The sequence below is a fragment of the Leucothrix mucor DSM 2157 genome (assembly GCF_000419525.1).
Taxonomy (GTDB): Bacteria; Pseudomonadota; Gammaproteobacteria; order Thiotrichales; family Thiotrichaceae; genus Leucothrix; species Leucothrix mucor.
This window is the reverse complement of the sequence record NZ_ATTE01000001.1, coordinates 4428097-4450848: the sequence shown is the minus strand read 5'-3', so window position 1 is coordinate 4450848 and position 22752 is coordinate 4428097. Positions and strand designations below refer to the sequence as shown.

21 protein-coding genes are annotated in these 22752 nt (G+C 47.9%); 11 read left to right on the top strand and 10 right to left on the bottom strand.

The features are described from left to right. From LEUMU_RS0120275 to LEUMU_RS0120260, 4 genes are all read right to left on the bottom strand, one after another. Positions 1-594 (bottom strand): DUF4166 domain-containing protein, encoded by a 594-nt coding sequence (locus LEUMU_RS0120275; protein WP_022954135.1) that lies wholly within the window; start codon positions 592-594, stop codon positions 1-3. After that, on the bottom strand, positions 594-1073 hold the full coding sequence (locus LEUMU_RS0120270; protein ID WP_022954134.1) for a DUF2269 family protein: 480 nt from the start codon (positions 1071-1073) through the stop codon (positions 594-596). Before LEUMU_RS0120270 ends, LEUMU_RS0120275 begins: the two co-directional genes overlap by 1 nt. Further along, positions 1070-1936: an NAD-dependent epimerase/dehydratase family protein gene (locus LEUMU_RS27075; protein ID WP_022954133.1), complete on the bottom strand. Its 867-nt coding sequence runs from the start codon at positions 1934-1936 to the stop codon at positions 1070-1072. The genes LEUMU_RS0120270 and LEUMU_RS27075 overlap by 4 nt, the downstream gene beginning before the upstream one ends. 105 nt (positions 1937-2041) lie before the next feature. Further along, entirely contained in the window at positions 2042-3055 is a 1014-nt protein-coding gene (locus LEUMU_RS0120260) for a helix-turn-helix transcriptional regulator (protein WP_022954132.1), read from the bottom strand. Positions 3056-3253: 198 nt separating this feature from the next. Here LEUMU_RS0120260 and LEUMU_RS0120255 point away from each other — a divergent pair, with 198 nt between their 5' ends. The 4 genes from LEUMU_RS0120255 to aroQ are packed head-to-tail and all read left to right on the top strand — an operon-like array spanning position 3254 to position 6436. Further along, complete coding sequence (locus LEUMU_RS0120255) at positions 3254-4432, top strand: M24 family metallopeptidase (protein WP_022954131.1); 1179 nt, start codon at positions 3254-3256, stop codon at positions 4430-4432. Positions 4433-4440: 8 nt separating this feature from the next. Further along, the gene (doeB, locus tag LEUMU_RS27070; protein WP_022954130.1) at positions 4441-5505 is read left to right on the top strand and encodes a N(2)-acetyl-L-2,4-diaminobutanoate deacetylase DoeB; all 1065 of its coding nucleotides are present in this window, start codon (positions 4441-4443) and stop codon (positions 5503-5505) included. Between the two features lie 36 nt (positions 5506-5541). Beyond that, entirely contained in the window at positions 5542-5928 is a 387-nt protein-coding gene (locus LEUMU_RS0120245) for a VOC family protein (protein ID WP_022954129.1), read from the top strand. A gap of 58 nt (positions 5929-5986) precedes the next feature. Continuing rightward, positions 5987-6436, top strand: coding sequence for a type II 3-dehydroquinate dehydratase (gene aroQ / locus LEUMU_RS0120240; RefSeq protein ID WP_022954128.1), 450 nt, complete (start codon positions 5987-5989; stop codon positions 6434-6436). Positions 6437-6448: 12 nt separating this feature from the next. On the opposite strand, the gene LEUMU_RS27065 is transcribed toward aroQ, so the two are convergent. From LEUMU_RS27065 to LEUMU_RS0120225, 3 genes are read right to left on the bottom strand one after another with little or no spacing between them, the layout of a single operon-like run. Next, positions 6449-8326 (bottom strand): response regulator, encoded by a 1878-nt coding sequence (locus LEUMU_RS27065; RefSeq protein WP_022954127.1) that lies wholly within the window; start codon positions 8324-8326, stop codon positions 6449-6451. A gap of 4 nt (positions 8327-8330) precedes the next feature. Further along, complete coding sequence (locus LEUMU_RS0120230; RefSeq protein ID WP_022954126.1) at positions 8331-9149, bottom strand: phosphate/phosphite/phosphonate ABC transporter substrate-binding protein; 819 nt, start codon at positions 9147-9149, stop codon at positions 8331-8333. A 34-nt stretch (positions 9150-9183) separates the two neighbouring features. Next, positions 9184-9771, bottom strand: coding sequence for a PhnA domain-containing protein (locus tag LEUMU_RS0120225; protein WP_022954125.1), 588 nt, complete (start codon positions 9769-9771; stop codon positions 9184-9186). A gap of 259 nt (positions 9772-10030) precedes the next feature. Here LEUMU_RS0120225 and LEUMU_RS0120220 point away from each other — a divergent pair, with 259 nt between their 5' ends. After that, positions 10031-10465, top strand: coding sequence for a universal stress protein (locus LEUMU_RS0120220; RefSeq protein WP_022954124.1), 435 nt, complete (start codon positions 10031-10033; stop codon positions 10463-10465). A gap of 18 nt (positions 10466-10483) precedes the next feature. Continuing rightward, the gene (locus LEUMU_RS0120215) at positions 10484-12004 is read left to right on the top strand and encodes an alanine/glycine:cation symporter family protein (protein WP_022954123.1); all 1521 of its coding nucleotides are present in this window, start codon (positions 10484-10486) and stop codon (positions 12002-12004) included. Positions 12005-12163: 159 nt separating this feature from the next. On the opposite strand, the gene LEUMU_RS27060 is transcribed toward LEUMU_RS0120215, so the two are convergent. After that, the gene (locus LEUMU_RS27060; RefSeq protein WP_022954122.1) at positions 12164-12955 is read right to left on the bottom strand and encodes an NRDE family protein; all 792 of its coding nucleotides are present in this window, start codon (positions 12953-12955) and stop codon (positions 12164-12166) included. A gap of 26 nt (positions 12956-12981) precedes the next feature. Here LEUMU_RS27060 and LEUMU_RS27055 point away from each other — a divergent pair, with 26 nt between their 5' ends. The 5 genes from LEUMU_RS27055 to LEUMU_RS27045 all read left to right on the top strand — a co-directional run bounded on the left by LEUMU_RS27055 (position 12982) and on the right by LEUMU_RS27045 (position 16879). Further along, positions 12982-13842 carry a methyltransferase domain-containing protein gene (locus LEUMU_RS27055; protein ID WP_022954121.1) on the top strand — a complete coding sequence of 287 codons (861 nt, stop codon included), beginning with the start codon at positions 12982-12984 and terminating at the stop codon, positions 13840-13842. Between the two features lie 107 nt (positions 13843-13949). Beyond that, positions 13950-15059: an SEL1-like repeat protein gene (locus tag LEUMU_RS0120200; protein WP_022954120.1), complete on the top strand. Its 1110-nt coding sequence runs from the start codon at positions 13950-13952 to the stop codon at positions 15057-15059. 127 nt (positions 15060-15186) lie between these two features. Beyond that, positions 15187-15480, top strand: coding sequence for a hypothetical protein (locus LEUMU_RS0120195; RefSeq protein WP_022954119.1), 294 nt, complete (start codon positions 15187-15189; stop codon positions 15478-15480). A gap of 115 nt (positions 15481-15595) precedes the next feature. Next, entirely contained in the window at positions 15596-15973 is a 378-nt protein-coding gene (locus LEUMU_RS27050) for a hypothetical protein (protein ID WP_026744980.1), read from the top strand. 117 nt (positions 15974-16090) lie between these two features. Next, positions 16091-16879: an alpha/beta fold hydrolase gene (locus LEUMU_RS27045; protein ID WP_022954117.1), complete on the top strand. Its 789-nt coding sequence runs from the start codon at positions 16091-16093 to the stop codon at positions 16877-16879. A 3-nt stretch (positions 16880-16882) separates the two neighbouring features. On the opposite strand, the gene LEUMU_RS27040 is transcribed toward LEUMU_RS27045, so the two are convergent. Beyond that, positions 16883-20335, bottom strand: a complete 3453-nt coding sequence (locus LEUMU_RS27040; protein WP_022954116.1) for a CheR family methyltransferase — start codon at positions 20333-20335, stop codon at positions 16883-16885. After that, positions 20319-22406, bottom strand: coding sequence for an EAL domain-containing protein (locus LEUMU_RS0120175; RefSeq protein WP_084708148.1), 2088 nt, complete (start codon positions 22404-22406; stop codon positions 20319-20321). The genes LEUMU_RS27040 and LEUMU_RS0120175 overlap by 17 nt, the downstream gene beginning before the upstream one ends. Positions 22407-22752: the final 346 nt, after the last annotated feature.

Here is a 22752-nt window from a genome sequence, read left to right as displayed (position 1 = left end):
TCAAACTGCACTCTCCCGCGTATCGAAGGTGCCAGCGTAACGAAATACCTGCCCGAACAGCGGATGCGTCAGCCTGAAATCCATCCGAAACTGCGACTCATCCACGGCTTCCTCAACGATCGTAGTATGTCCCAGCGCTAACCATTCTGGTATCGACAACATGATATTGCCAAGCTTCAGCACAAAACAAATGCCATCATAATGCAGCCGATCACCTTCCACTCGCACCGACATTTTCAAACCCAATAGCAGATTCACAAATTCAATTAGTTGATTACCACCACCGGCTATCAAAAAGCTTTTAAACCGAATCTGTCGACCATCTGGAAAGTGAATTGTACGCAGCCAGTTTTGGCATTCACCGACCACGTGCTTTTCCACGACCGTTGGCAGCTGTTTACCTCGACGATTTAGCAAAGCCCCATAACATCGCAGCACACTCAATACCGGTTGCATGAATCGGGGATATTCAATATCCATCAGCCCCGTTTCGCGCATCGGCCCAGCGCGGTAATGCGCCTTTAACGCTGATGGCAATGTATCCCAATCACTTCCCAGCGCTTGCTGCATCAAGCTTTTCATTGGATGCTTCATCAGAAAGCGGCTCCCGGAATGTGTTTAAACACCATAAGCACAACGACTAACACCATGGCAATAAAGGCCGGCACGCCCAAGCAAAACCACCAACGCGCCATGCGCCAATATGCCTCAGGCAATGCGGTGTTTTGTTTCGCCGCAAGCGTTGAAAGCTGTCGCATTCGAATCTGCAAATACACCACTGGCAACCAGCACGCACCTGCCAACATATACAGCGTTAAACTGATCCATATCCATGGCGTTGTTAACGATAAACCAGCTAAATACACCATCCATAAACCGCTGATTGGTTGGAAAATCACAGTAGGAGTCGTGAACAGCCAATCGGCCAACACGACGTGTTTATTAGTCACGGCGATGTGCTGCACATTTCCACTACGATCGGCCATCCATTTGTAAAACGCACTGCCAAGGCCCGTACCGAATAACAGCACCATACTGAGAATATGCAATGTTTTTAATGTCATATAAGTCATGAGAGATTCTCCTGCAGTGCCAAACTGGGCTCGTTTAGCTGCGAGCTGACCGCCTGTAATTCACGACCCAGAAATTGCTCCAGAGGTCGATGATCAGCGTGGTATCCAGCCTGCAACATGCGCAGATTCTCCGGCGAGAGCATCGGACTAGTAAAGCGCCCAATCCTTGCCAAGCTCATCGCTAATGTTGGCGGACAGTGCCAGAGCTTGCCGCGACCCAGCCCTTGGGCACAGCGCATAGCTTGCAAGCATTCGGCAACAATCAGGGTTTCAGGCCCCACGACATCCAGCGTTTGTTTGGCTATGCTGGCGTTCAAACACGTTAATACCGTGGCAACTACCTCTTGCAGCAGGACCAATTGCAAACGTTGCTGCCCTTCGCCGATCACCGGAATAACGGGTAAAGCAGCCATACGCCTAAGCCACTGCGTACTCGCCCCACCCTGCCCGATAACAATCGCAGGTCTTAACACAAACCAATCCAGATCAAGGCGGCGCAGAGCATTATCGGCGGCCAACTTGCTAAGGTGATAGCGGGAGAATGCGGCTTCATCCGCCCCTAACGCTGAAATCTGTATGACGCGATTTACGCCCGCCATGGCACAGGCTTGAAATAAGGCAATGGGTGCATCGCTGTGCAGGGTTTGAAATCGCTGCATGCCACGTTCGCCAATAATCCCGACACAATTAATGACAGCATCGACTTCTTCTAACAATGGCAGCCAGCTTGCAGCTGAGAGCTGTTGTTTAAAATCAATCCCGTGCGTACGAGAAATGGGGGTTACTTGATGACCAGCCACGAGTAACGCAGTGGCAAGATTGCGACCGAGAAAGCCACTGGCTCCGGTCAACAAGATATTCATATCAGGCTCCTTATGGGGAAAGTGAGCCTTGAGTTTGAATACGCGCCGAAGTGCAGACTTCCGCTTTGATCAAACAGGAGCAATTAAACACTCCAGAAAGATCATTTAGGAATGAAGTTTGCGGTATTGACCCGGCGTCATGCCTTCGATTTCACGAAATGCCTGATAGAAATTGGATTGCGAGCTAAAGCCTACACTCATCCCAACCGACAACACTGAAGCGGATGGCTCAGCGCATAGCATAACGGCCGCTGCAGCGACCCGTTGCTCACGTAAATAGCGAGAAAATCCCTTGCCCAGCTGGGTGTTGATTAACTCGGATAACTGATGCGGACGTAGCTCAAGTCGCTCAGCTAGTAGTGGCAAAGTTAGGTCTGGCTCTATGTACAACTTCTCGGTTTGCATCAAAACCGTTAAGCGATTTAGCACCGCATCGCTATCCACATTGGCCAATGTAGAGCTGGTATACGCCGCACTAGCCAATGCGGTTTCCTGCACTTCAGCCGATAGCTGTGGACGCACATTTAGCGCAATTTGCACCAGCAAAAAGGCTAGCCCGATGGCGCTGGCGTAGAGACTGAAGAATAACTTATCCGGCAAACTCGCCTGCGCCAGACCCAGCACTGACACCCCAAGCGCAATCGCAAATACCGTACCCAGCAACCCCATTTCCAGACGAAACCCCGAGCGCTCTGTCCGCAAACTCCAAAGGCTCTGCGCCAGCCATAATAAGTAGCCCGCACCCACAATAAAGGCTAATGGTAACGCTAGCTTGGATGGTAAAAAGGCAGCAATCAACATCGGCACAAAATGCCCAAGCTGTGCATAACGCAACCCCGAATCAGCACGCGGCCTCAGCAAAGGCTGGCTAAACAAGAAAAAGGCCGGCGCAATCATAAACAACACCATGCGATACGGCAGACTAGCCACCCATTGCTGATCGAAATACAGCCAGAAAAAATGCGCAAGCTGCAAACCACTCAGCGCCAGCAGTAACAGTAATCCCATGCACTTTGAAAGCGGCTGATCCTGATACTGGCCAGCACCGAAGTGAGTCACCGCTAATATCAAAGCGCTAAACAGGGAAAAGCCGATCAGGAGGATTGCCAGAGAGGTCATGGAGTCATTGCCCGCAGTATTCAATTGAAGTTGGTAAGCCGTTCACTCTACCTTATCGGTGCGCTTGCCACTGCGTCAAACCCATCCGCTGGCGACCGATCACATTGAGAGGGATTTTTAATGAGTACCTCTGAGTTTCACTTGCAGCCACTTTAAAAAGCGTGTAATTCTCAATATTCCACTATCAGGAGCATTGCCATGAAAGAAAGCCGTCGCCGCTTTTCCGCAACTGAGTATGCCGCCCGCCAGCAAGGTACCCGTGAAGCCATGCTCGCCAAAGGTCTGGATCTGCTGATCGTTTCCGACCCATCGAATATGTGCTGGCTCACCGGCTTTGATGGCTGGTCGTTTTATGTGCACCAATGTGTGGTGATCGGCTCGCAAGGCGAACTGTTTTGGTATGGTCGAGGCATTGATGCCGCCACCGCCTACTTAACCACCGACCTGCCCCATGCTGACGTCGTTTCCTACCCCGATGACTATGTGCAATCCCCCGATATTCACCCCATGGAATACCTCGCTGATATCCTCAAACAGCGCAAACTACACAACGGCACCATCGGCTTAGAAAAAGATAATTACTACTTCTCAGGTCGCGCTTTGGAATCACTTTACCGCACGCTGCCTGATGCCACTTTTAGCGATGCCACCGTACTAGTTAACTGGCAACGCGCCATTAAATCCGAACAAGAAATTGCCTATATGCGCGGTGCAGGTAAAGTTATCGAAAGTGTTTACCAGCGGATTATGGACGTCGCCAAACCCGGCATGCGCAAAAACGAATTAGCCGCGGAAATTCTGCACGCTGGCACCACTGGCACACCTGAATTCTACGGCGACTACACCGCCATTGTCCCACTCATGGGCATGGGCGATGAAGCCTCCGCCTGCCATATGACTTGGGATGGCTCACGACTGGACAGCAACGATGGCATGTTTTTAGAACTGGCTGGTGCCCACGCCCGCTATCATTGCCCTGTGTCGCGCACCTTGTATTTTGGCGAGCCGCCAGCCAAATACCGCGACATTGAAAAAGTGATTCTCGAAGGTATCGAAGTCACACTAGAGCAGTGCAAACCCGGCAATACCTGCGGCGAAGTGGCCAAAACCTTCTTCGACCTGCTGCGCAAATATGGCTATGAAAAAGACAACCGCTGCGGCTATTCCATTGGCATGAGCTACCCGCCGGACTGGGGCGAGCGCACCATGAGCTGGCGCAACCACGACACCACCGTATTGCAGGAAGGCATGTGCTTCCACTTTATGCCGGGCATCTGGTTTGAAGACTGGGGCTTTGAAATGACCGAAAGCCTGACCATTACCCCACAAGGCGGCGAATGCCTCTCAAATGTCCCCCGTAAACTGCTCGTTAAATAAGGAAGCCTATGCGCAAGAACCCCATCTCCGCCAGCATCGACTTTGAACAAGATGGCATTCAACACGGCTTTTTAAAACTCCCCTACTCGCGCAATGACTCGGCCTGGGGCGCGATTATGATTCCCATTGTGCAGTTTAAACGGGGTAATGGCCCCACTGCGCTAATTACCGGCGCCAATCACGGCGATGAATACGAAGGGCCGGTGGCGCTGTATAACTTTGCACTGCGACAAGATATTGAGCAGTTTAATGGGCGTGTGATTGTGATTCCGGCAATGAATTATCCCGCCTTTTTAAGTGCTACGCGGGTATCGCCAATTGATAATTTAAATATGAATCGCATTTTCCCCGGCCGCGCCGATGGCAGTGTGACTCAGCAAATTGCGGACTACTTTAGCAATACCCTGCTGCCTATAGCGGACTATGTATTAGACATTCATTCCGGTGGTAAAACCCTCGACTTCCTGCCATTTGCGGCTTATCACTCCTTACCCGATAGGGAACAGGAAGCTCGCTGTGCGGCAGCGGCTCGGGCTTTTTCAGCGCCCTATTTTATCAAGCTGGTAGAAGATACCGGCGGCATGTATGACCACCAAGTGGAAAGCATGGGCAAGGTGTTTGTTTCGACTGAGCTGGGCGGCTCCGGCACCACCAGCCCAAATTCTATTGCGATCGCCAAACGCGGCGTGGATAATTTTTTGATTCATGCTGGCATTCTAAATGGCGAGTCCATTGAAAGTCCTGACGGCAGTATCGAGCTGGATATGAATGCAGGAGAGTCGTATCTATTGGCTCAGCATAACGGCTTGGTCGATCCATTTGTGAATTTAGGCGATCACGTGAAAAAAGGTGACCTACTGGCCCGGGTGCATAGCACTGAGCGCACTGGGGAAAAACCATTTGAGTATTTTGCACCGCGTGATGGGGTGATTCTTACGCGGCATGTGCCCTCGTTGATTAAAATGGGGGATTGTGTGTTTGTGATTGCGGAGGTGGTTACAGAGCCCGTTACCCGAACAGTGGCAGAGGTCGCAGGATTTTTGAATAAATATGCCAAAAACAACCGACACTAGCGACATGCTGGTGCTGGATAACAAGAGGAAACAATCATGCAAAACCCAATCGTCTGGTTTGAAATCTACGTACAGGATATGCCCCGTGCCAAAACCTTTTACGAAACCGTATTACAGGTAGAGCTTAGCTCCCTGGCTGACCCAACCGACACCGATAACCCAATTGAAATGTGGGCCTTTCCATCGAATATCGACGATCACGGCGCGTCCGGCGCACTGGTCAAAATGGAAGGCATTCCCCCACTTAAAAATGGTGTAGGCACCATTGTTTACTTTCAAACGGAAGAGTGTGGCGAAGTGGCTGAGCGCGCAGTGGCAAATGGCGGCAGTATTTTTAAAGAAAAAATGGCTATCGGTGAGTTCGGTTCCATTGTTTTGGTGAATGACACCGAAGGCAATCTTATCGGCTTCCATTCTATGTAGTTAGCGGGCCGTCCTGCTATTATTCGGCATCGACTTACCACTTCCTAAGGAATCAGCCATGCCCTCAATTTTGATATTAAACGGCCCTAATCTCAACTTACTGGGCCAACGCGAGCCGGCGCAATACGGCCACAATACGCTGGCTGATGTGGAAGCGCTCTGCATGGAAGCCGGCAAGCGGCTGGGTGTGGAGATCAACTGCCTGCAAAGCAATCACGAAGGCGTATTGATTGATGCGATTCACGAAGCCGGTCGCGGTGTGGCAGCGGGTGAGGTACTGGGTGTGGTGTTCAATGCCGGTGCATATACACACACCTCAGTCGCATTACACGATGCCATTAAAGGCGCTGAAGTGCCGGTGATTGAAGTGCATATTTCCAATGTGCATGCGCGCGAGGCATTTCGTCATCACTCTTATATTTCACCGGCAGCTGCGGGTATTGTGGTGGGTTTTGGGGTGGATGGCTATGTGCTGGCGATTGAAGGACTGGTGCGTAAAACGCGCTAACAGCCAGCAAGTTTAGTCTTTCTTGCTGTATCGGCTGATAATCTGATACAGCACGCGCGGGTCAAATGGCTTGCTCAGGAAGTCATTCATACCGGCTTCCAGACAGGCGTCGCGGTCGGAGGTTTGCGCATTGGCTGTCAACGCAATCACCGGAACAGGATTGCCCGAGGCGCGTATTTGGCGAGTGGCTTCAAAGCCATCCATAATCGGCATTTGGCAATCCATTAGTACAATATCGAACTCATCCACCTGCAAAGCATCCAGCGCTTCCACGCCGTTATTGGCAATCGTTACGATACAGTTGCGCTTTTCCAGCAACTTACGCGCCACCATCTGATTGACTTTATTATCCTCAACCAACAGCACTTTAGCGGTTACGCCTTCCAGCACATTTTCATCGTTGGTTTCCTGTGACTGGTTCTGTAGTTTATGCGCAGCCTGCGTTTCTGGCTCTAGTTTTAAGCTTGCCCAAAAACAGGAGCCTTTGCCAAACTCGCTCTCAACGCCCACATTACCGCCCATTATCACAGCCAAACGCTTGGAAATGGCTAAGCCCAATCCGGTACCACCGAAGCTACGGGTCGCACCTGTGTTGACTTGCGAGAAGTCTTTAAACAGGTTTTGAATATCGCTGGGGTTAATGCCGATGCCAGTATCGATCACCCGGAAAATGTAGTCACTCTCGCCGGTCTGCTCCAGCTGCAAATGGATATAGCCTTGCGAGGTAAATTTCAGTGCATTATTCAGGTAGTTATTGAGGATTTGCTTAATACGAATCGCATCACCTTTCACATAACGATTGCTAATATTGTTCAGTTGAACATCCATCAGCAGACCTTTCTCTGCCATAATCGGCTGATAAAACTGCCCTACTTCGGTGGCCAATTGCTCCAGATCAATCACATGCTGATCCAGCGAAAACTTGCCTGCTTCGATTTTGGAGTAATCCAGAATATCGTTAATGATGGTCACTAGTAGCGCAGAGGATTGTCGCACGGTCGCCAAATGCTCGGAGTCTTCCGGCGTCAGCTTCTTTTTATCCATCAAGTTTAACGAGCCAATCATGCCATTTAACGGCGTGCGAATTTCATGGCTCATGACTGCTAGAAACTCAGACTTTGCCTTACTCGCCACTTGCGCCCGACTGCGCGCAGCGGTCATTTCTTGGGTACGCTCGACGATATTGCGCTGCATGGTTTTCATGGCGCTGTAGAGCTCGTCAATCTCATCGCCATTGCGCTTGTAATCGGGTACGACCACGGGGTTGTCATTGGCTATTTCATTGGCAGTATGAGTCAGTGATTTAAGCTGTCGGGTAATTCTGAAACCGAGCATAATCGCAATCGCAGTGCTGATAAGCAACGCGAACACTGCCAATACATAGGTAAAGCCGGTGTTTTCATTCAGCGTCTGAATGCTATCCGACACATCATAAATAAAGCGGATTTCGCCAATCGTTTCGTCATCAATCGTAATCGCTTTGCTGTAGCCATAAAATTGCCGACCACCTGCTTCAAACTCAGCGCCCGAGATAAACTTAGGGCCTTCCATTTGCGCTTCAAAGGCAGCGCGAATGTCCTTCCCGCTTAAAATCGGTGACTCGTTATAGCTCTCTGATAACAGCTCACCACCACTGCCAATCACATGCACTTCGGCAATATTGCTAATCGCGGTGAAGTTGGAGGAGGCATCATCCAATGTCGCCAGATCATTGACCAGTATTGGATTTTTAACAATTTCGATAAAGATTTCGCTGGCCGCATCAATTTTCTGCATCACCAACGTTTCAGAGGTCGTCTTCAAGGAGTGCGTGTTAAACACCACCATCAACAGAATGAAAAACGCTTCTATCAGAATAAAGGCCAGTACGAATTTATAGCGAAAAGACATGCAATCAGTCCCTGTTGACTGTGTCTAATTTACTCGCTAATTCACGAATTACATCAAACTCCGCATCGTCGGTTGCGATGATTTCCTTCATACTCAGGCGCTCACTCAGCTCAGCAGGCATGGCGAATAAGGCCGCAACCAGTTTTTCGCGATCCGCTTCTGGCATGGTCGATTTAACGGCAAAGGGGTGACTGGGGTAGGCTTTGGTCTCGTAAACCTCAACTAACTTATCCTTATCACGCGCACTGGAAAAGTTATTGAAAGTCCGTTGGATACCACCACCAAGCTGACCAATGCCTCGTGCTACACCCTTATAAACCGAGTCGTGCGAGTTGACGTATTTGAAGTTTTTACTTTTATTGAGGTCAACGCCAAACTCGGTGAGTAGTTCGTATTTTACAATTAAGGTCGCGGCAAATGCGTTGGGAGATGGAAACAGGAACATTGTTTTCGGGTCGGTCACCAACGCCTTAAAGTCGCCACCCTTTTGCATCACCATAATGCCTTTTAAGGTTTTTTTTGCCCGCGCCACCGCTTGGTAGTTCTGGCGCTCATTGGCCAAGGTGTAGTGAAAGGGGTTCATATAGGAAATATCGTAACCGCCGTCGTATAGCACTTTTTCAAATTCAGCGATCGATTTCTCTGTCTTTAGGCCAACTTTCAGACCTGTTGTCTCGCTTAGGTAGTCAGTGACTGGCTTCCACGCTTTAAACAAGGTTACCGGGCTTTGCTGCGGTACAACCCCGAGGAAGTATTCAGTGGCTTGAGCGGAGATTGAAAGGGACGAAATGAACAGCGCGATGGCTGGTATTAGCACTTTCATGAATACTTCCTCGGGGATTTTAGGCAAACAAAAATTATACTGCTTTTTTGACAAACTTCGTCAATATTACGATACGTGTGCCATTGACACGCCCTTCGATGTGCTCAGGGTTGGAATCGACTAGAGCAATACCACGTACTGCTGTACCACGCTTGGCTACAAAGCTGGTGCCTTTTACGTCCAGATCTTTGATGAGCGTCACCGTGTCGCCGGTCGCCAGTACTGCGCCGTTACTATCAAGGTGAACTACTGCATCTTCATCGCTAGCCACTGGCTCAAGTGCTTGGGCCCAGGCTTTGGTCTCATCATCCAGATACATCATGTCTAGCGCGTCCTGCGCCCATGCTTCACCTTTGCTGCCCAACAGTTTCAGCATGCGCCATGCGACCACTTGTACCGCAGGAATCTGGCTCCACATGCTGTCATTCAGACAACGCCAGTGGTGTACGTCGATCGTCTCAGGGTCTTCAATCTGTCCTGTGCAGGTTGCACAGGCCAAAATACTGTCATCCACCGTGTCGGCAGACGTGGGTGGTATGTTGTACACATTCAGGTCATCACTGGCCCCACATAGCTCACATTTTGACTCGCTACGGCTATGCAACGCTTTTTTTGTACTCATGTCGGATAGTTTCCTTATTAATGGTGCCGGTATTATAGCTTAATCGAAACACTGCATTGAAACTAAACAAGCCAGCCACAAATCATTAACGAAAATACAGGTTCTGCGTTAGTTCGCGACATTCTACTGAATTTGCAATTTTAAAAGGAAATTCGCCTGTTATTTCAAAAAAACAAGGAAAATAGACTTATGCTATTTACTTAGAATATTAACTTGGGTTCATCTTTCCTGAATCCGACCCATACCAAGGAGAAAAGTCATGAGTCAAACACTACTGGTAGCTGTTGACGGAAGTGAAGGTGCACAACGTGCATTGGATCATGCTGTTGAGCTAGCTAAGGCCAGCCAAGCAACTATTCTCGTCGCCCACATTATTGAGTGGTCCCCTTACTCTTTCCTGAGTCAGGACGAAATCGCCCAGCGCCACAAGCGTCGCCAGGAAGAGCTTAGCCGTGCTGAAGAACACCTCATCACCCCCGTTACCGAGAAGCTCGCCCAACAAGGGATTCAAGCCAAGGGCATCATCCAGTACGGTAACATCGCAAAATCCCTCTGCAAGATCGCCACAGATGAACAAGCCAACCAGATCATTATCGGCCGTACCGGTGATGATAGCTTCACGGATCGCTTGTTCGGAACTGTTCCTGGCGCATTGGTTCAGGTTAGTCCTGTACCGGTTACCGTCGTCCCTTAATCCCCTCGGAGAAAGTCTATGAATGCTCTTAAATCGAGCCTAATGATTCTTTTGATGTGGTCAATTTCATTCACTGCGCAAGCGGCTGAAGCGACTGGAATTGATGCATTTATCGAACAAAATGTTGCACCTTATACAAACATCTTCGTTAATTTCATTTTCTACTCTGTGCCAATCGGGGAAGCTAAGTTTCCATTGATCGTGGCTTGGTTAGCCATTGCGGCAACTATCTTTACTATTTACTTCGGCTTCATTCAGCTGCGCGGCTTTGGTCACGCAATTGCATTGGTGAGCGGTAAGTACTCTGATCCAAATGATGCGGGTGAGGTTTCTCACTTTCAGGCACTGACGACTGCACTGTCTGGTACGGTTGGGCTGGGTAACATCGCCGGTGTTGCGGTGGCTATTTCTATTGGTGGTCCGGGTGCAACCTTCTGGATGATCCTGGTAGGTTTCCTGGGGATGGCGTCTAAGTTTGTAGAATGTACGCTGGCGGTTAAATACCGTAGAGAAAATGCCGATGGCACGATCTCTGGTGGTCCAATGTACTCTTTGAGCCGTGGTTTGGCGGCTAAAGGTATGCCAGGCATTGGTAAGTTCCTCGCAGTCTTCTTCGCAGTGTGCTGTATTTTGGGCTCACTGGGTGGCGGTAACATGTTCCAGTCTAACCAGGCTGCGCTACAAATCGTTAACGTACTGGGTGGTGAAGAGACTTGGATCGGCCAGAATCGCTGGGTGATTGGTGTAATCTTCGCAGTACTGGTTGGTGTGGTTATCATTGGTGGTATCAAATCAATCGCGAAAGTGACTGAGAAGATCGTTCCAAGTATGGCGGTTATCTATCTGGGTGCGGCTTTGATTGTTATCCTGATGAACCTGAGCGCGGTTCCTGCGGCATTTGGTTTGATCATTGATGGCGCATTCACCGGCGCCGGTGTTGTTGGTGGTGTGATTGGTGTAATGATTCAGGGCTTTAAGCGTGCAACGTTCTCGAACGAAGCCGGTGTTGGTTCTGCTGCCATTGCTCACTCTGCGGTACGGACTAAAGAGCCAATGACTGAAGGTCTGGTAAGTTTACTGGAGCCATTCATCGATACAGTAATCATCTGTACTATGACAGCTTTGGTTATCGTTATCACTGGCCTGCACACTAACCCTGACAATCTGGGCGGTGTAGCGCTGACTTCTGCAGCGTTTGAAAGTGCAATGCCTTGGTTTAAGTATGTGTTGGTTATTGCCGTTGTCTTGTTTGCTTTCTCTACGATGATTTCTTGGTCGTACTACGGAAGTAAAGCATGGACTTACCTGTTCGGTGAGAACAAGTTCTCTGACATGCTGTTCAAACTGATTTTCTGCATCTTCGTAGTCATCGGTTCAGCAATGGGCTTAGGCCCCGTAATTGACTTCTCTGATGCGGCTATCTTCGCTATGTCGATCGCTAACATCATCGGTTGTTACTTGCTGTTGGATGTTGTTAAAACTGAAGCACAATCTTACTTCGCACGTTTGAAGTCTGGTGAGATTCGTCGCTTTAAATAAGTGATTGCACCTTAATCACGATAAGAGAGGCACGGTGTATTCCGTGCCTTTTTTTATGCCTGTAATCATGAGCAAGTGCCTTATGTGCAAAGGCTTTAAGCTTGCCTATTGAGTCAGGACTGTTAGGTCATAATTGCCGTCGGTAGCTAGGTAAAAAGCCTATGGTGCATAGCTGCAACTGACCATTTCAAGCTGCGCATCCTGCTGCTTTCCTTGCCATAGCACCGAAGAAGAACGCGTGCCATACAATCCCCCCGTCAGCTCGCTAGGTGGGATAAAGATCGAAGACAAGACTTGCTCAAAAGGCTTCGGAATCCCCGTATCCGGCAACTCATTCTCCGCCGCTAAAGTCTGATCCTGCAGCAAGGCCATTAACTGCTCCGACTCCAGTGTCTGCATGGTTCTCACATAAGCGCCTAAGGCATTAACGCCGCGCTGCATCTTCGGCCATTGCTCATCTAACATGCCATTACTAATGCTGTGAATGCCATCGTTAAGCCGCTGCGGTTTTCTGCTCACACTGTTAAACACCATTAGCCTTTCCGCATCGCCATACAACAAATTAAATGGGTTGTAGTGCTCGCTTTGGGCAATCAGAAACTCACTGAACTCTTCGATTGCCTCAGCCGTGGTATCGGTTTGTAGCGCCAGAAACCGAGTCACTAATTCACCGCGACTTCTGGCGCCGGCCTGCATTAAATCAGGTCGGCGCAGATTAGTGATTGCAGCTATACGTTGTTGGCGGTTATGCCCCATCCACGTGCCACCGGCTTGCACATCTTTACCCGCAAACAGCTGCGGGTCTTCCGGCCACCAATGCGGTGCTTCGGTTGGTCGTGCAAAATATTCATCGCGATTAGCTGCGATAATCAAGGGATAGTCCGGATGGCTATTTTTAGCAATAAACAAAATGCACATAGTATTGTTACAAATAAAGTAGGCTATCATCATAAATTAACTGCGTTGCCGGAACCACCATGTCAGATCACCCTAAAATTACTGAGCACGATTCTGCAGTATTAATTGATTGTCGCAGCGAGCAAGAATACGCCGATGGCCACATTGCCGATGCGTGTTCGATTCCAGCTGACAGCTTATTTCAGCGCATGCATGAGCTACCTAAACGCCATGTCGCGATCCATTTATGTGGCACCCCGGATGACATCGAGCAAGCCACCCATTACCTAATCGATAGAGGACATACCGTGACTGACCATACTGTGTGGAGCGCTGCACTACAGCAGCAATTAGCCGCTGAAGGCACACTGGAAACCGGCTGTGAATCGCGCCAACTATGGCAGCCTGCGCCGCTATTACAGCGTTTTGTAAATGAGATTGTGCCGAAATGTGGCATAGTGCTGGGCATTGGTTTGGATATTGCCTGCGGGGCTGGACGTGATCTTACCTACCTCGCCACGCAAGGCTGGCAGATGACGGGGATTGATCAATCCGCCGACTCATTGGAGCGGGTTGCCACGCTAGCCAAATACTGCAAGGTCGAGATTGATACGCGACAACTTAACCTTGAAACCGGCTCTGACCCACTAACTGAGTTTGCCGATAACAGCGTGGATTTGATTTGTGTGGCACGCTATTTACACCGCCCACTGTTTCCTTTTATCAAGCGCGTCTTAAAGCCCGGCGGCATTATTATTTATCAAACGTTTATGGTGGGTTGTGAACTGACTGCTGTCGGGCGGCCGCGTAATCCTAATTTCTTGCTTAAAGAGGGCGAGTTAGCCGAGATATTTAGCGGCGCAGAGATATTATTGGATGAAGTTGAAATACTGGATGACGGACGGCCGGTTGCAGCATTCATTGCCAGACAAGGTGATTAAAAAAACCGACAAAAGGCCACTTTGTCTGGATTTAATTTACACCCCACAACAACTCTTGTAGATTTAGTTCACATTTCAATTAAAAAAATAAACATAAGGCCTGTTTCATGACCACTTCTGTTTTGAATGTTACCCGTGCAGTAATATTAGGCCTAGCCTTTTGTGCATCGGCTAATCTGATCGCTGACACCCATTCTCCATCCACCGCTCAAAGCACGCTAAGCGCTGCAGCATCCTTTGAACAAGGCCACACCTTAATCAGTCAGAATAATCTGGTTGAAGGTATGCGCTTACTTAAAGAAGCGGCTGATCTCGGTAACCCGAGCGCGGCCTTTGAGATGGGCTCACTCTACGAAGCCGGCCTTGGCGTAAAGCAAAACTACGCTCAGGCTAAAGCCTATTATGAGGCTGCGATCCGTCATGGACATCGCAACGCCCATTTCAACCTGGCTTTAATGCTAAACAACGAACTCGTTCCCTTTAGTGATCTTCAGCAATCACGTGAGTTGATGGAAGTCGTAGCGAAACAAGGTGATATTGAAGCGCAATATGTTTTAGCCACGCTAATGGAAAGCACGCTGCGTGATGTTGCGCCACAACTTGATAAGTCGATCTACTGGCTGGGTAGCGCTGCAGATAAAGGCCATGGCAAGGCACAATTTATGCTCGGCATGCACTATTTGAAGGGTCAGAATGTTGTGCGAAACCCAACAACCGCATTCAACTTATTCAATAAGGCCGCCCAAAAAGGCGTCGCTGGTGCGCAGTTTAATTTGGCTTTAATGCATGAAAAAGGTGACGGTACTGCTGCTAATCTGGATCTGGCCGTACGCTGGTATGAGTCTGCAGCCCGATTAGGTAATGCCAATGCCCAGCAGAACCTAGGCATCAAATACTTATTGGGCGAAGAAATTGCCGCGAATACTCCAAAAGCATTAGACCTAATTGGCCGTGCAGCACATTCCGGCTTGCGTAACTCACAACTGCTACTTGGACAGCTGTACCAGTCTGGCTATGAAGATAAAGTTGGCGTCGATCTAAGCAAAGCCGAGCACTGGTATTTACGGGCTGCGAAACAAGGTCAGCCGGATGCTCAGTACCAGTTATCATTAATTCTCTTAGATAAAGCAAGCAATGATCACAGTGCTAAGTTCTGGGCTGAACAGGCCGCAGCAGCAGGCCATCAGGACGCAATAAAGCTCATCACGAGTCTGTAAGCCAGCCGCCACTTATCTGAAAGAAGTACACAGCGTGACGAGTACCCCTATAATGCAGGGGTACTCGAAAGAAAAATGCCAATCCCCCCATCTGGCATGCCCTACAATTAAAAGTGAGTGTCACACTATGAACAACAAGACCCTGTTAGTTTCGTCTGCAGTATTAGCATCCGCAATGTTGAGCCAAGGTGCATTTGCTGAAACGTTGAGCAAAGAAAGCCTGATCAACTCATCACAAGGTTATACGCTTGATTACTCCGAGCAAGCACAGCCACGTCGTTCTGCCCTATTTGCAATGCTACTAGACCAACTCGCTAACAGCGCTACATTGGCTAAACTTGAGTCGTCAACTAATGACAACGCTGTCGTATTAAATTCGTCAGTAAATGACAACGCTGCCATGCCTGCTTCCGAGTCTTGAGGTCTGAGGCTCATCCAACCCCGCTAATATTTTCCTGATAAATTGCGCTATCGCAAAGACTGCGATGGCAGAGTCTCACATACTCTCTGTCATCATCGTAAATCGGGAAAACCCCATGACGTTAAGTCGCCGCAGCTTGCTGTTTATTATCCTTGCTTCCCTTTCTGTGGGAGCATTCGCTACTCATAGCCTTTGGAAAAGTAGTTATCCCGGCAGACCTCTGTTTGTTGAGTTTCACAACATGCGCCCGGAAACCATTCCGCTGATCACTATCGAGCATGGCAACGCCTCCTCTCAGGAAAAAATCATTCTGACCCAAGTCCAACCGGATGAAGTTCGTATCGTTAGCCTCAATCACGAGCCCGGCATGGGTTATAACGTACTGGCACAAATGGCCGATGGCACCGAATACAATATGTGCTTAGGCAAAGGTACCGGTGCTTGGGTAAACCATGTGCGGATTCGGGAAATGGGAATGTATGGTGGGCATTGATCCCCACGGCATAATACTTGTTCTTATATCCTGCCAATGAAACCAGCTTTCCCGCTGTTGACGCAGTGCAGCAAGCTCACTATTCTAGACGACTGATTTCAAAACGGTCGTCTGTTTATGAGTACCTTCTTTTTTGCTCACGCCAATGGCTTTCCAAGCCCCTGCTATGCCCCCTTTTTCGAGGCGCTAAAAAGCCACGGACACCAGCTCGACTACATTGAAAAAGTTGGCCACAACCCGAAGTTTCCGGTTAGTAATAACTGGCCGCACTTGGTGCAAGAGCTAGAACAAGAAATTCATAGCCGCCACCAAGAACCAGTCATTGGCATTGGGCATTCGGCGGGGGGCTTGCTGTCTTACTTGTTAGCCCATAAACGCCCAACTATTTATAGCCACTTAATTTTGCTAGATCCCCCGATTATCAATGGCTGGCAAAACAGTATTTGGTGGCTTTCTAAACGCTTGAATTTCAGCGATCGCTTTACGCCAGCCGGTGCCAGTAAAAAGCGTCGGACTCAGTTTGAATCCCGCCAACATGCCTATGAGAACCTACGACCAAAGCGCTTGTTTAAAGACTTTACCGAAGCCTCGTTTGAAGCGTATATCGCTCATGGCTTGCGGGAAAATGAAGATGGCTCGGTTAATTTAGCTATCGACTTGGAAACAGAGTTGTCACTGTTTCGTACCGCACCAGATGACTTATGGCGTTACCGTAAGCCGCTGCAAATGCCCGGCTTATACCTAACCGGCGAGCAAAGCGAATTCGCCAGCATGCCCTGCGCAAAGCGCTTATCTAAACAAATGAATATGGAGTATCGGGAGCTAAAAGGCGGGCATTTATTTCCTCAGGAGCATCCCGAGGAAACGGCTGAGACCATAGCCAAGTGGCTGGCCTCAACCATGTAACGGTTACTCTTCCTTGGGTTGAAGTAGCGCCGCGCTTTTAATCGCGACCGCTTCTTCCTTCCAGGGAATATCTAAAAGCTCACTGAATGGCAGTATCATCGATACCCCAAAGCCATCCCGATAAGAATCGTGGTTTGGCAGAGTAAAGCTTTTCACGTGCGTTTGGATCGACGTACCATCCTTAGTCACATAGCGCCTATTGGTGGTTATACTCCCGGCCTGACTCGACTGTTTTGCCTTAACAAAGGTCTCGCTACTCACATCTAAATCATCGGGATGAATAAGGTCCCGATAGTGCAGCTTGGTAATTTCTTCCTGTGTGTAACCAAACAAGTGCTCGCTAGCCGGATTAGCATACACATACTCACCCTGCTCATTCACAATCGTCAGTGGAATAGGAATGCTATTGAAGAGCGTATTAAACTTAGCTTCCAAATATCGGGTTTGATCTTCTAATTGCTTGCGCGCACTCAAGTCTTTCATCAAACCAAATAGCTTCAAAACCCGACCGCTTCTATCGCAATGGCTAAAGACCTTTGATTGAATATGATGAACACTTTGATCTGCTAGCTGAATAGTATGCTCAAACTGATACTCCTTGCCGTCGACCAATATCGCTTTTAATTTTGCAATAAACTCATCGCGATAATCGGGCGTGATGACTTCAAAGAGACTATTCAAATCTGGCTTATCGACCACTAATATTTGCTTACCATTAAAGCTATGAGAGAACTGAAGTTGTTTTAAATCAACATCATAATTCCAACTAATGGCCTGACTCATGAGGTAAAGCTGATCGCTCTCATAACGAATGATTTCAATATCACGCATCGCGGTGGTGAGTTCTTTCACCTCATCAATCATCAATACAACCCCGTCAATCTGACGGTACGAGTTTAAATAAGGGACTATTTTAAACAACGCCACGCGCTCATCCGGCAAATGTACCCGACGCGAATGCACTTCACCGGTTAATGCACACTGTTCCAAATGGTGCTCAAGGCTATCAAAGGCAAACGGCAGTTTTAAATCCAGGAAGGAGCGATTCACATCCACGGGCAAGATATTGATGTAGTCGCTAAATGGCGACGTGTAACGGCGGATACGATACGCTTTATCCAAGAAGATCGCCGCAATACCGGTTGATTTCATGAAGTTATCAATATCGTTGGTCGCCACCATCAACTCATTAATCTTTTGCTGATACTCAGAGTTCAAGGTGTAGAGCTCCTCATTAACCGCCTGCAACTCTTCATTAGTGCCTTGCAGTTCTTCATTGGATGCCATTAGCTCCTCATTAGAGGTTTGCAGTTGTTCACTGGCGCTGGTGAGTTGGGCTTGAGAAGTTCTTAAGCGATCCCTCAGGTTTTTAACTTCATCTTCAAGGTATTCCAGTCGCTTCTTGGTTGCCTCATCCGCAGGCATCTTGACACTACTGCCCTCACTAACCAAGGCATCTGACTCAATGAATAGCGTGGATGAAGGCTCATGATGCGACAAGGTAATGACATGCAGTAAGTCAGACTCATTCGTCGGATTACTATAATGATGGAACGGAATGACATGAATAGAATACTCAAGCGCATCGACTTCACGATTCCCAGAGAGATGATTGAAAATCACCTCTTTTTTGGTTTTGATACTCTGGTTTAGCGCCGACATCAGGTAGCTTGCCGTCGAGGAGGTGAATAAATCACTGACCTTATTCTGGGTTCTTCCGGGGCGATGAGGAAGCATCCACTCACTCAAGTCACCATAAGAGTGAATCACTTCCAGATTACAATCCACAATCACGGTAGCCGCAAGGAAACGATCAAATAACAACTCAGCCACATGGGATAGCAGAATCGCTTTATTACCCGCGGCACTTTTCTTTTCGTAATCCCCCGTATGAGTCAATAACTCACGAGGCTTTACCTCTTGTGGTGGTTGCTTTTCATTTTGCCTGGTCAGCAAGATTTTCTCATTCTGGGCAGATACTTTCTGATAAATCTTTGCCCGATAATCCACACACTCAAAAACATTATCCGGATGAGACGGCGTTTCTGCCTTACCCAGAAATAAATACCCATTGTGATTCAGTGAGAAACGAATCGCATTAAACGCTTTTTGCTGGCCGGCCGTTTGGAAGTAAATCAACAGATTACGGCAAGTCACTAAGTCCGTACTGGAAAATGGCGGATCTTTTAAAATATCATGCTTAGCAAACACCACCATATTCCGGATATGCTTTCTAATCCGGTAAATGGTTGGCGTTTCCCTCATAAAGTGATTGCTCAAGAACGCCTCAGGCACCTCAGTCGAAATACTCTCAGGATAAACCCCTTTCATGGCTTTATTTAGGGCACGCATATCCGCATCAGTCGCAAAGATTTTGACATCATGCACTTTGCCTGTTTGCTCCATCAAATCGTGACAAATCATCGCAATTGAGTAGGCTTCTTCACCCGTTGAGCAACCAATACACCAGATGCGCAAAGGCTCACTTTCGGGCTTCTCCTTGATGAGTTTTTCCAAGACTTCTTTTCTTAAAGAGTCATAAGAAGCGCCATCGCGGAAGAATTCCGTCACGCCGATAAATAAATCCTGCTGTAGTCTCTTTAACTCTCCACCTGTTTTGTCTTTTAACAGCTCCAGGTAATCACCCAGCGATGACAGCTGATTGATATTCATTCTATTTTCAAGACGGCGCGAGAAGGTTGATAACTTATAAACCGAGAAATCAATGCCTGTCTCTTCTAATAGCAACCAACAAATTTCCTGAACGGCAGAATTATGCATGCCGCTCATTAAGGTACCACCCGAAAAGCCTGGATTTTTCAGGAAGTTAACGACCGTTACGGTTAACTCTTCAATCGAAGCCACCAAGTCAACCACGCCGGTAGCAATCGCATTCACCGGCATGCCGTTAAATTGGCTGTCGTCCGGACTTTGCACCAGCACTAATCCGCCACTTTCGTGAATCGCCTTAATCCCTAAGCAGCCGTCACTGCCGGTACCGGACAAAATAACGCCGATACTTTTAAAGCGCATATTATGAGCAATGCTTCGGAAAAAATGATTGATGGGCAGGTGTAATCGCGTATTAGTGTTGCGGGCAATGGGGACAATATGACTGCCTTCCAGCGTCATTTCTTTACCCGGCGCAATCAAGTAGATGTGATTAGGCTCAACCAGCATTGAGGCATCAACCACCTTGGTTGGCATCGATGTATGGCGCTCCAAAAGCTTATCCATAATGCTTTTGTAATCAGGGGATAAATGCTGGATAACAACAAAGGCCGCCCCGGTATCATTAGGCACGCTATCAAACCAGCGCTGTAAAGCTTCAAGGCCTCCGGCTGAGGCACCGATCGCAACAATGCTTTTCAACGACTCAGGCGACTTATCTTCTTCCTCAACTCCCCACTCCGGCTGTAGTGGATTAAACGTCTTAGGCTCATCGATTAAAGACATGACTCTTAGCCTCCTGCTGCTCGACAAAGCGCGTCAATTGGTTAAAGGACATGGCTTTTGAAATTAGCCACCCCTGAATGAGGTCTACTCCCTCACTTTTTAGGAAATCGAGCTGTTGCTCCGTTTCGATCCCTTCAAACAATATTGTTTTATTCAATACATTACTCAACTGAATGATCGCCCTTACAATTTGCTGGGTTTCGTAGTTTTGCAAATTAATCGTGAAACTCCGATCAACTTTAATGATATCAATCGGAAATTTATGCAAATTCGACAAACTGGAATAACCGGTACCAAAATCGTCCAATGCAATTTTCAAACCCATATCTTTAAGACGTGTAAGCTGCTGTTTAACCTGTAGGTGATCAGAGATCAACAAACTCTCTGTGACTTCGATAGTGACACTCTCTGGCGGGATATTAAAGTTACCGAGTGTTTTTTCGATGTATTCGTATAATTTATGATCGCGAAACTGCATCGGTGAGAAATTAACCGACAATTGAGGGACTATCTGAGACATCGAAATCAGCTCGGCATGCTCAAGCAAGGCATGCTCAAACACCCACTTTCCTAAACGGCTCATCAAGCCGTTACTCTCAACCAATGGGATAAACACATCCGGCCCAACTTCTACCTTATCCTGCTTCCAACGGATTAAGGCTTCATAGCCATATAAGCTATTGGTATTGATATTCCATTGAGGCTGATAATGCAGTCGGAATTCACCCGAATCTAATGCCCGGTGTAAACCATCACTCAGGTGCTGCTTAACAATGGCTTTTTGATCAGTTGAGCCGGAGTAAAACATAAAGGTATTCTTACCCATCTCTTTTGCGTGATACATCGCCGCATCGGCCTCACGTAAAAGCTCACTGCTCTTCTCGGTCACTCTTACCGCCGATAAGGTTTCGGCATAGCTAATGTCGCCTGGCTTGACGCTAATAATGCCAACACTCGCGGAGATATAAGACTCCTGAGCGCGCTCAACCAAGGAATAGGGTTTGGCAATTTCAGTCAACAAATTGGCTGCAAACTCATTGATCCCCGGAAAATTAGATTGCGGGCGAATCACCGCAAACTCATCCCCGCCTAGCCGCGCCACAAAGCCTGCGGGCTTAGTTAAGCCGGAGATACGCTTTGCGGTTTCCTTTAGCAGCTTATCCCCAATCATGTGGCCGTAAGCATCATTCACCGATTTGAACCCATCCAGATCGATAAACATCAGATAAAATGATTGGTTGGTGTGTAACTGCCGAATGTATTTTTCTAGCTCTTCCTGAAAGGCGTAACGGTTACCCAAGCCAGTTAGCAAATCGGTGGTCGCAATTTCCTGTAAATGTTCCTGACTTTTGCGCTTATTGTGTACGTCTAAAAAGATCAGAATGATGGTCTTGCACTCATGATATTCGTCATAGCTAATGCGATAGTGGATGTTAAACCATTTATAGCCTCCATTTGCCATGGTAACCCGCACATCTTGCTCGGAGTTTTTCTCCATCTTGGCGTGCTGATACAGCATTTCCAGAAAGTTATTTTTATCCTCAGGATAGATAATCTGCGTCCACTCCCGACCCGCGACTTCGGTGAGACTGTATCCGGTTAAGTCGCTCCAGGTTTTACTAGCGTATAACGTTCGCCATTGCTCATCGACTTGCAGCACGCCCATTGAGGAGAGCTTGATGATGTCACGGAAACGCGTGATCTCAATATTCTCAATGACATTGGTATCCAACTCATCCAAGGTGAATACATCCGGATGTGTGGAATACTCCAGCAGATAAGCAACCCCCTCTTCGTGTGAGTTGGTCAGTTGCCAGACTTTATAGAAGGCTCGATTGCCATCAATTAGCTGCTCGAAGAAACCCAAGTTATACATCGGAGTCTCATTCGAAAATACGCAGGAAAAAACATCATTATTGCTAATCAGAGTCTCAATTTCATTGGCAAGCTCGGGGACTATCTCATGAATATTGTAGCCAAGAGGCAGCATCGGAGGATGTCCACCTCCGCGCAAGTCACCACTACTTTTTATTACTTTTAGATTCTTATCAAGGAAGTAATGAACATACATATCTCTTAATCGCCCGGCTCTTAACCTTAATTAAGACTCATTTACATGTCGGTTAGATGTTTTTTTATTTATATATCAATATGATAAGCCCAATCATCATGATGATACCTCCGCGAAGGCAGAATAGTGAGCCCATTATAACCATTCCGCCACATCAGCCGAACTCTAAGCCTATAATACCCAATTAATACAATGTATGCGCTATTTATACACATATTAAATTTTCGTTAATTTTAGGACATTCAAAAGTTACCCACAGAACATGTGGATAACTATGTTAATACTTAACAGATAACCCCTCGATCCCCTGCTGTGGCTAACTGCATTGCAACTTGCTTATTTATTA

What these genes read in the sequence shown, in the direction of transcription:
- LEUMU_RS27055 (WP_022954121.1), top strand. Translation starts at nt 12,982, where the DNA reads ATGTCAGATCACCCTAAAATTACTGAGCACGATTCTGCAGTATTAATT.
- LEUMU_RS0120275 (WP_022954135.1), bottom strand. Translation starts at nt 594, where the DNA reads ATGAAGCATCCAATGAAAAGCTTGATGCAGCAAGCGCTGGGAAGTGAT.
- LEUMU_RS0120225 (WP_022954125.1), bottom strand. Translation starts at nt 9,771, where the DNA reads ATGAGTACAAAAAAAGCGTTGCATAGCCGTAGCGAGTCAAAATGTGAG.
- LEUMU_RS0120255 (WP_022954131.1), top strand. Translation starts at nt 3,254, where the DNA reads ATGAAAGAAAGCCGTCGCCGCTTTTCCGCAACTGAGTATGCCGCCCGC.
- LEUMU_RS27065 (WP_022954127.1), bottom strand. Translation starts at nt 8,326, where the DNA reads ATGTCTTTTCGCTATAAATTCGTACTGGCCTTTATTCTGATAGAAGCG.
- LEUMU_RS0120200 (WP_022954120.1), top strand. Translation starts at nt 13,950, where the DNA reads ATGACCACTTCTGTTTTGAATGTTACCCGTGCAGTAATATTAGGCCTA.
- LEUMU_RS0120270 (WP_022954134.1), bottom strand. Translation starts at nt 1,073, where the DNA reads ATGACTTATATGACATTAAAAACATTGCATATTCTCAGTATGGTGCTG.
- LEUMU_RS27075 (WP_022954133.1), bottom strand. Translation starts at nt 1,936, where the DNA reads ATGAATATCTTGTTGACCGGAGCCAGTGGCTTTCTCGGTCGCAATCTT.
- LEUMU_RS0120245 (WP_022954129.1), top strand. Translation starts at nt 5,542, where the DNA reads ATGCAAAACCCAATCGTCTGGTTTGAAATCTACGTACAGGATATGCCC.
- LEUMU_RS0120220 (WP_022954124.1), top strand. Translation starts at nt 10,031, where the DNA reads ATGAGTCAAACACTACTGGTAGCTGTTGACGGAAGTGAAGGTGCACAA.
- LEUMU_RS0120260 (WP_022954132.1), bottom strand. Translation starts at nt 3,055, where the DNA reads ATGACCTCTCTGGCAATCCTCCTGATCGGCTTTTCCCTGTTTAGCGCT.
- doeB (WP_022954130.1), top strand. Translation starts at nt 4,441, where the DNA reads ATGCGCAAGAACCCCATCTCCGCCAGCATCGACTTTGAACAAGATGGC.
- LEUMU_RS27045 (WP_022954117.1), top strand. Translation starts at nt 16,091, where the DNA reads ATGAGTACCTTCTTTTTTGCTCACGCCAATGGCTTTCCAAGCCCCTGC.
- aroQ (WP_022954128.1), top strand. Translation starts at nt 5,987, where the DNA reads ATGCCCTCAATTTTGATATTAAACGGCCCTAATCTCAACTTACTGGGC.
- LEUMU_RS0120230 (WP_022954126.1), bottom strand. Translation starts at nt 9,149, where the DNA reads ATGAAAGTGCTAATACCAGCCATCGCGCTGTTCATTTCGTCCCTTTCA.
- LEUMU_RS0120175 (WP_084708148.1), bottom strand. Translation starts at nt 22,406, where the DNA reads ATGTATGTTCATTACTTCCTTGATAAGAATCTAAAAGTAATAAAAAGT.
- LEUMU_RS0120195 (WP_022954119.1), top strand. Translation starts at nt 15,187, where the DNA reads ATGAACAACAAGACCCTGTTAGTTTCGTCTGCAGTATTAGCATCCGCA.
- LEUMU_RS0120215 (WP_022954123.1), top strand. Translation starts at nt 10,484, where the DNA reads ATGAATGCTCTTAAATCGAGCCTAATGATTCTTTTGATGTGGTCAATT.
- LEUMU_RS27040 (WP_022954116.1), bottom strand. Translation starts at nt 20,335, where the DNA reads ATGTCTTTAATCGATGAGCCTAAGACGTTTAATCCACTACAGCCGGAG.
- LEUMU_RS27060 (WP_022954122.1), bottom strand. Translation starts at nt 12,955, where the DNA reads ATGATGATAGCCTACTTTATTTGTAACAATACTATGTGCATTTTGTTT.
- LEUMU_RS27050 (WP_026744980.1), top strand. Translation starts at nt 15,596, where the DNA reads ATGACGTTAAGTCGCCGCAGCTTGCTGTTTATTATCCTTGCTTCCCTT.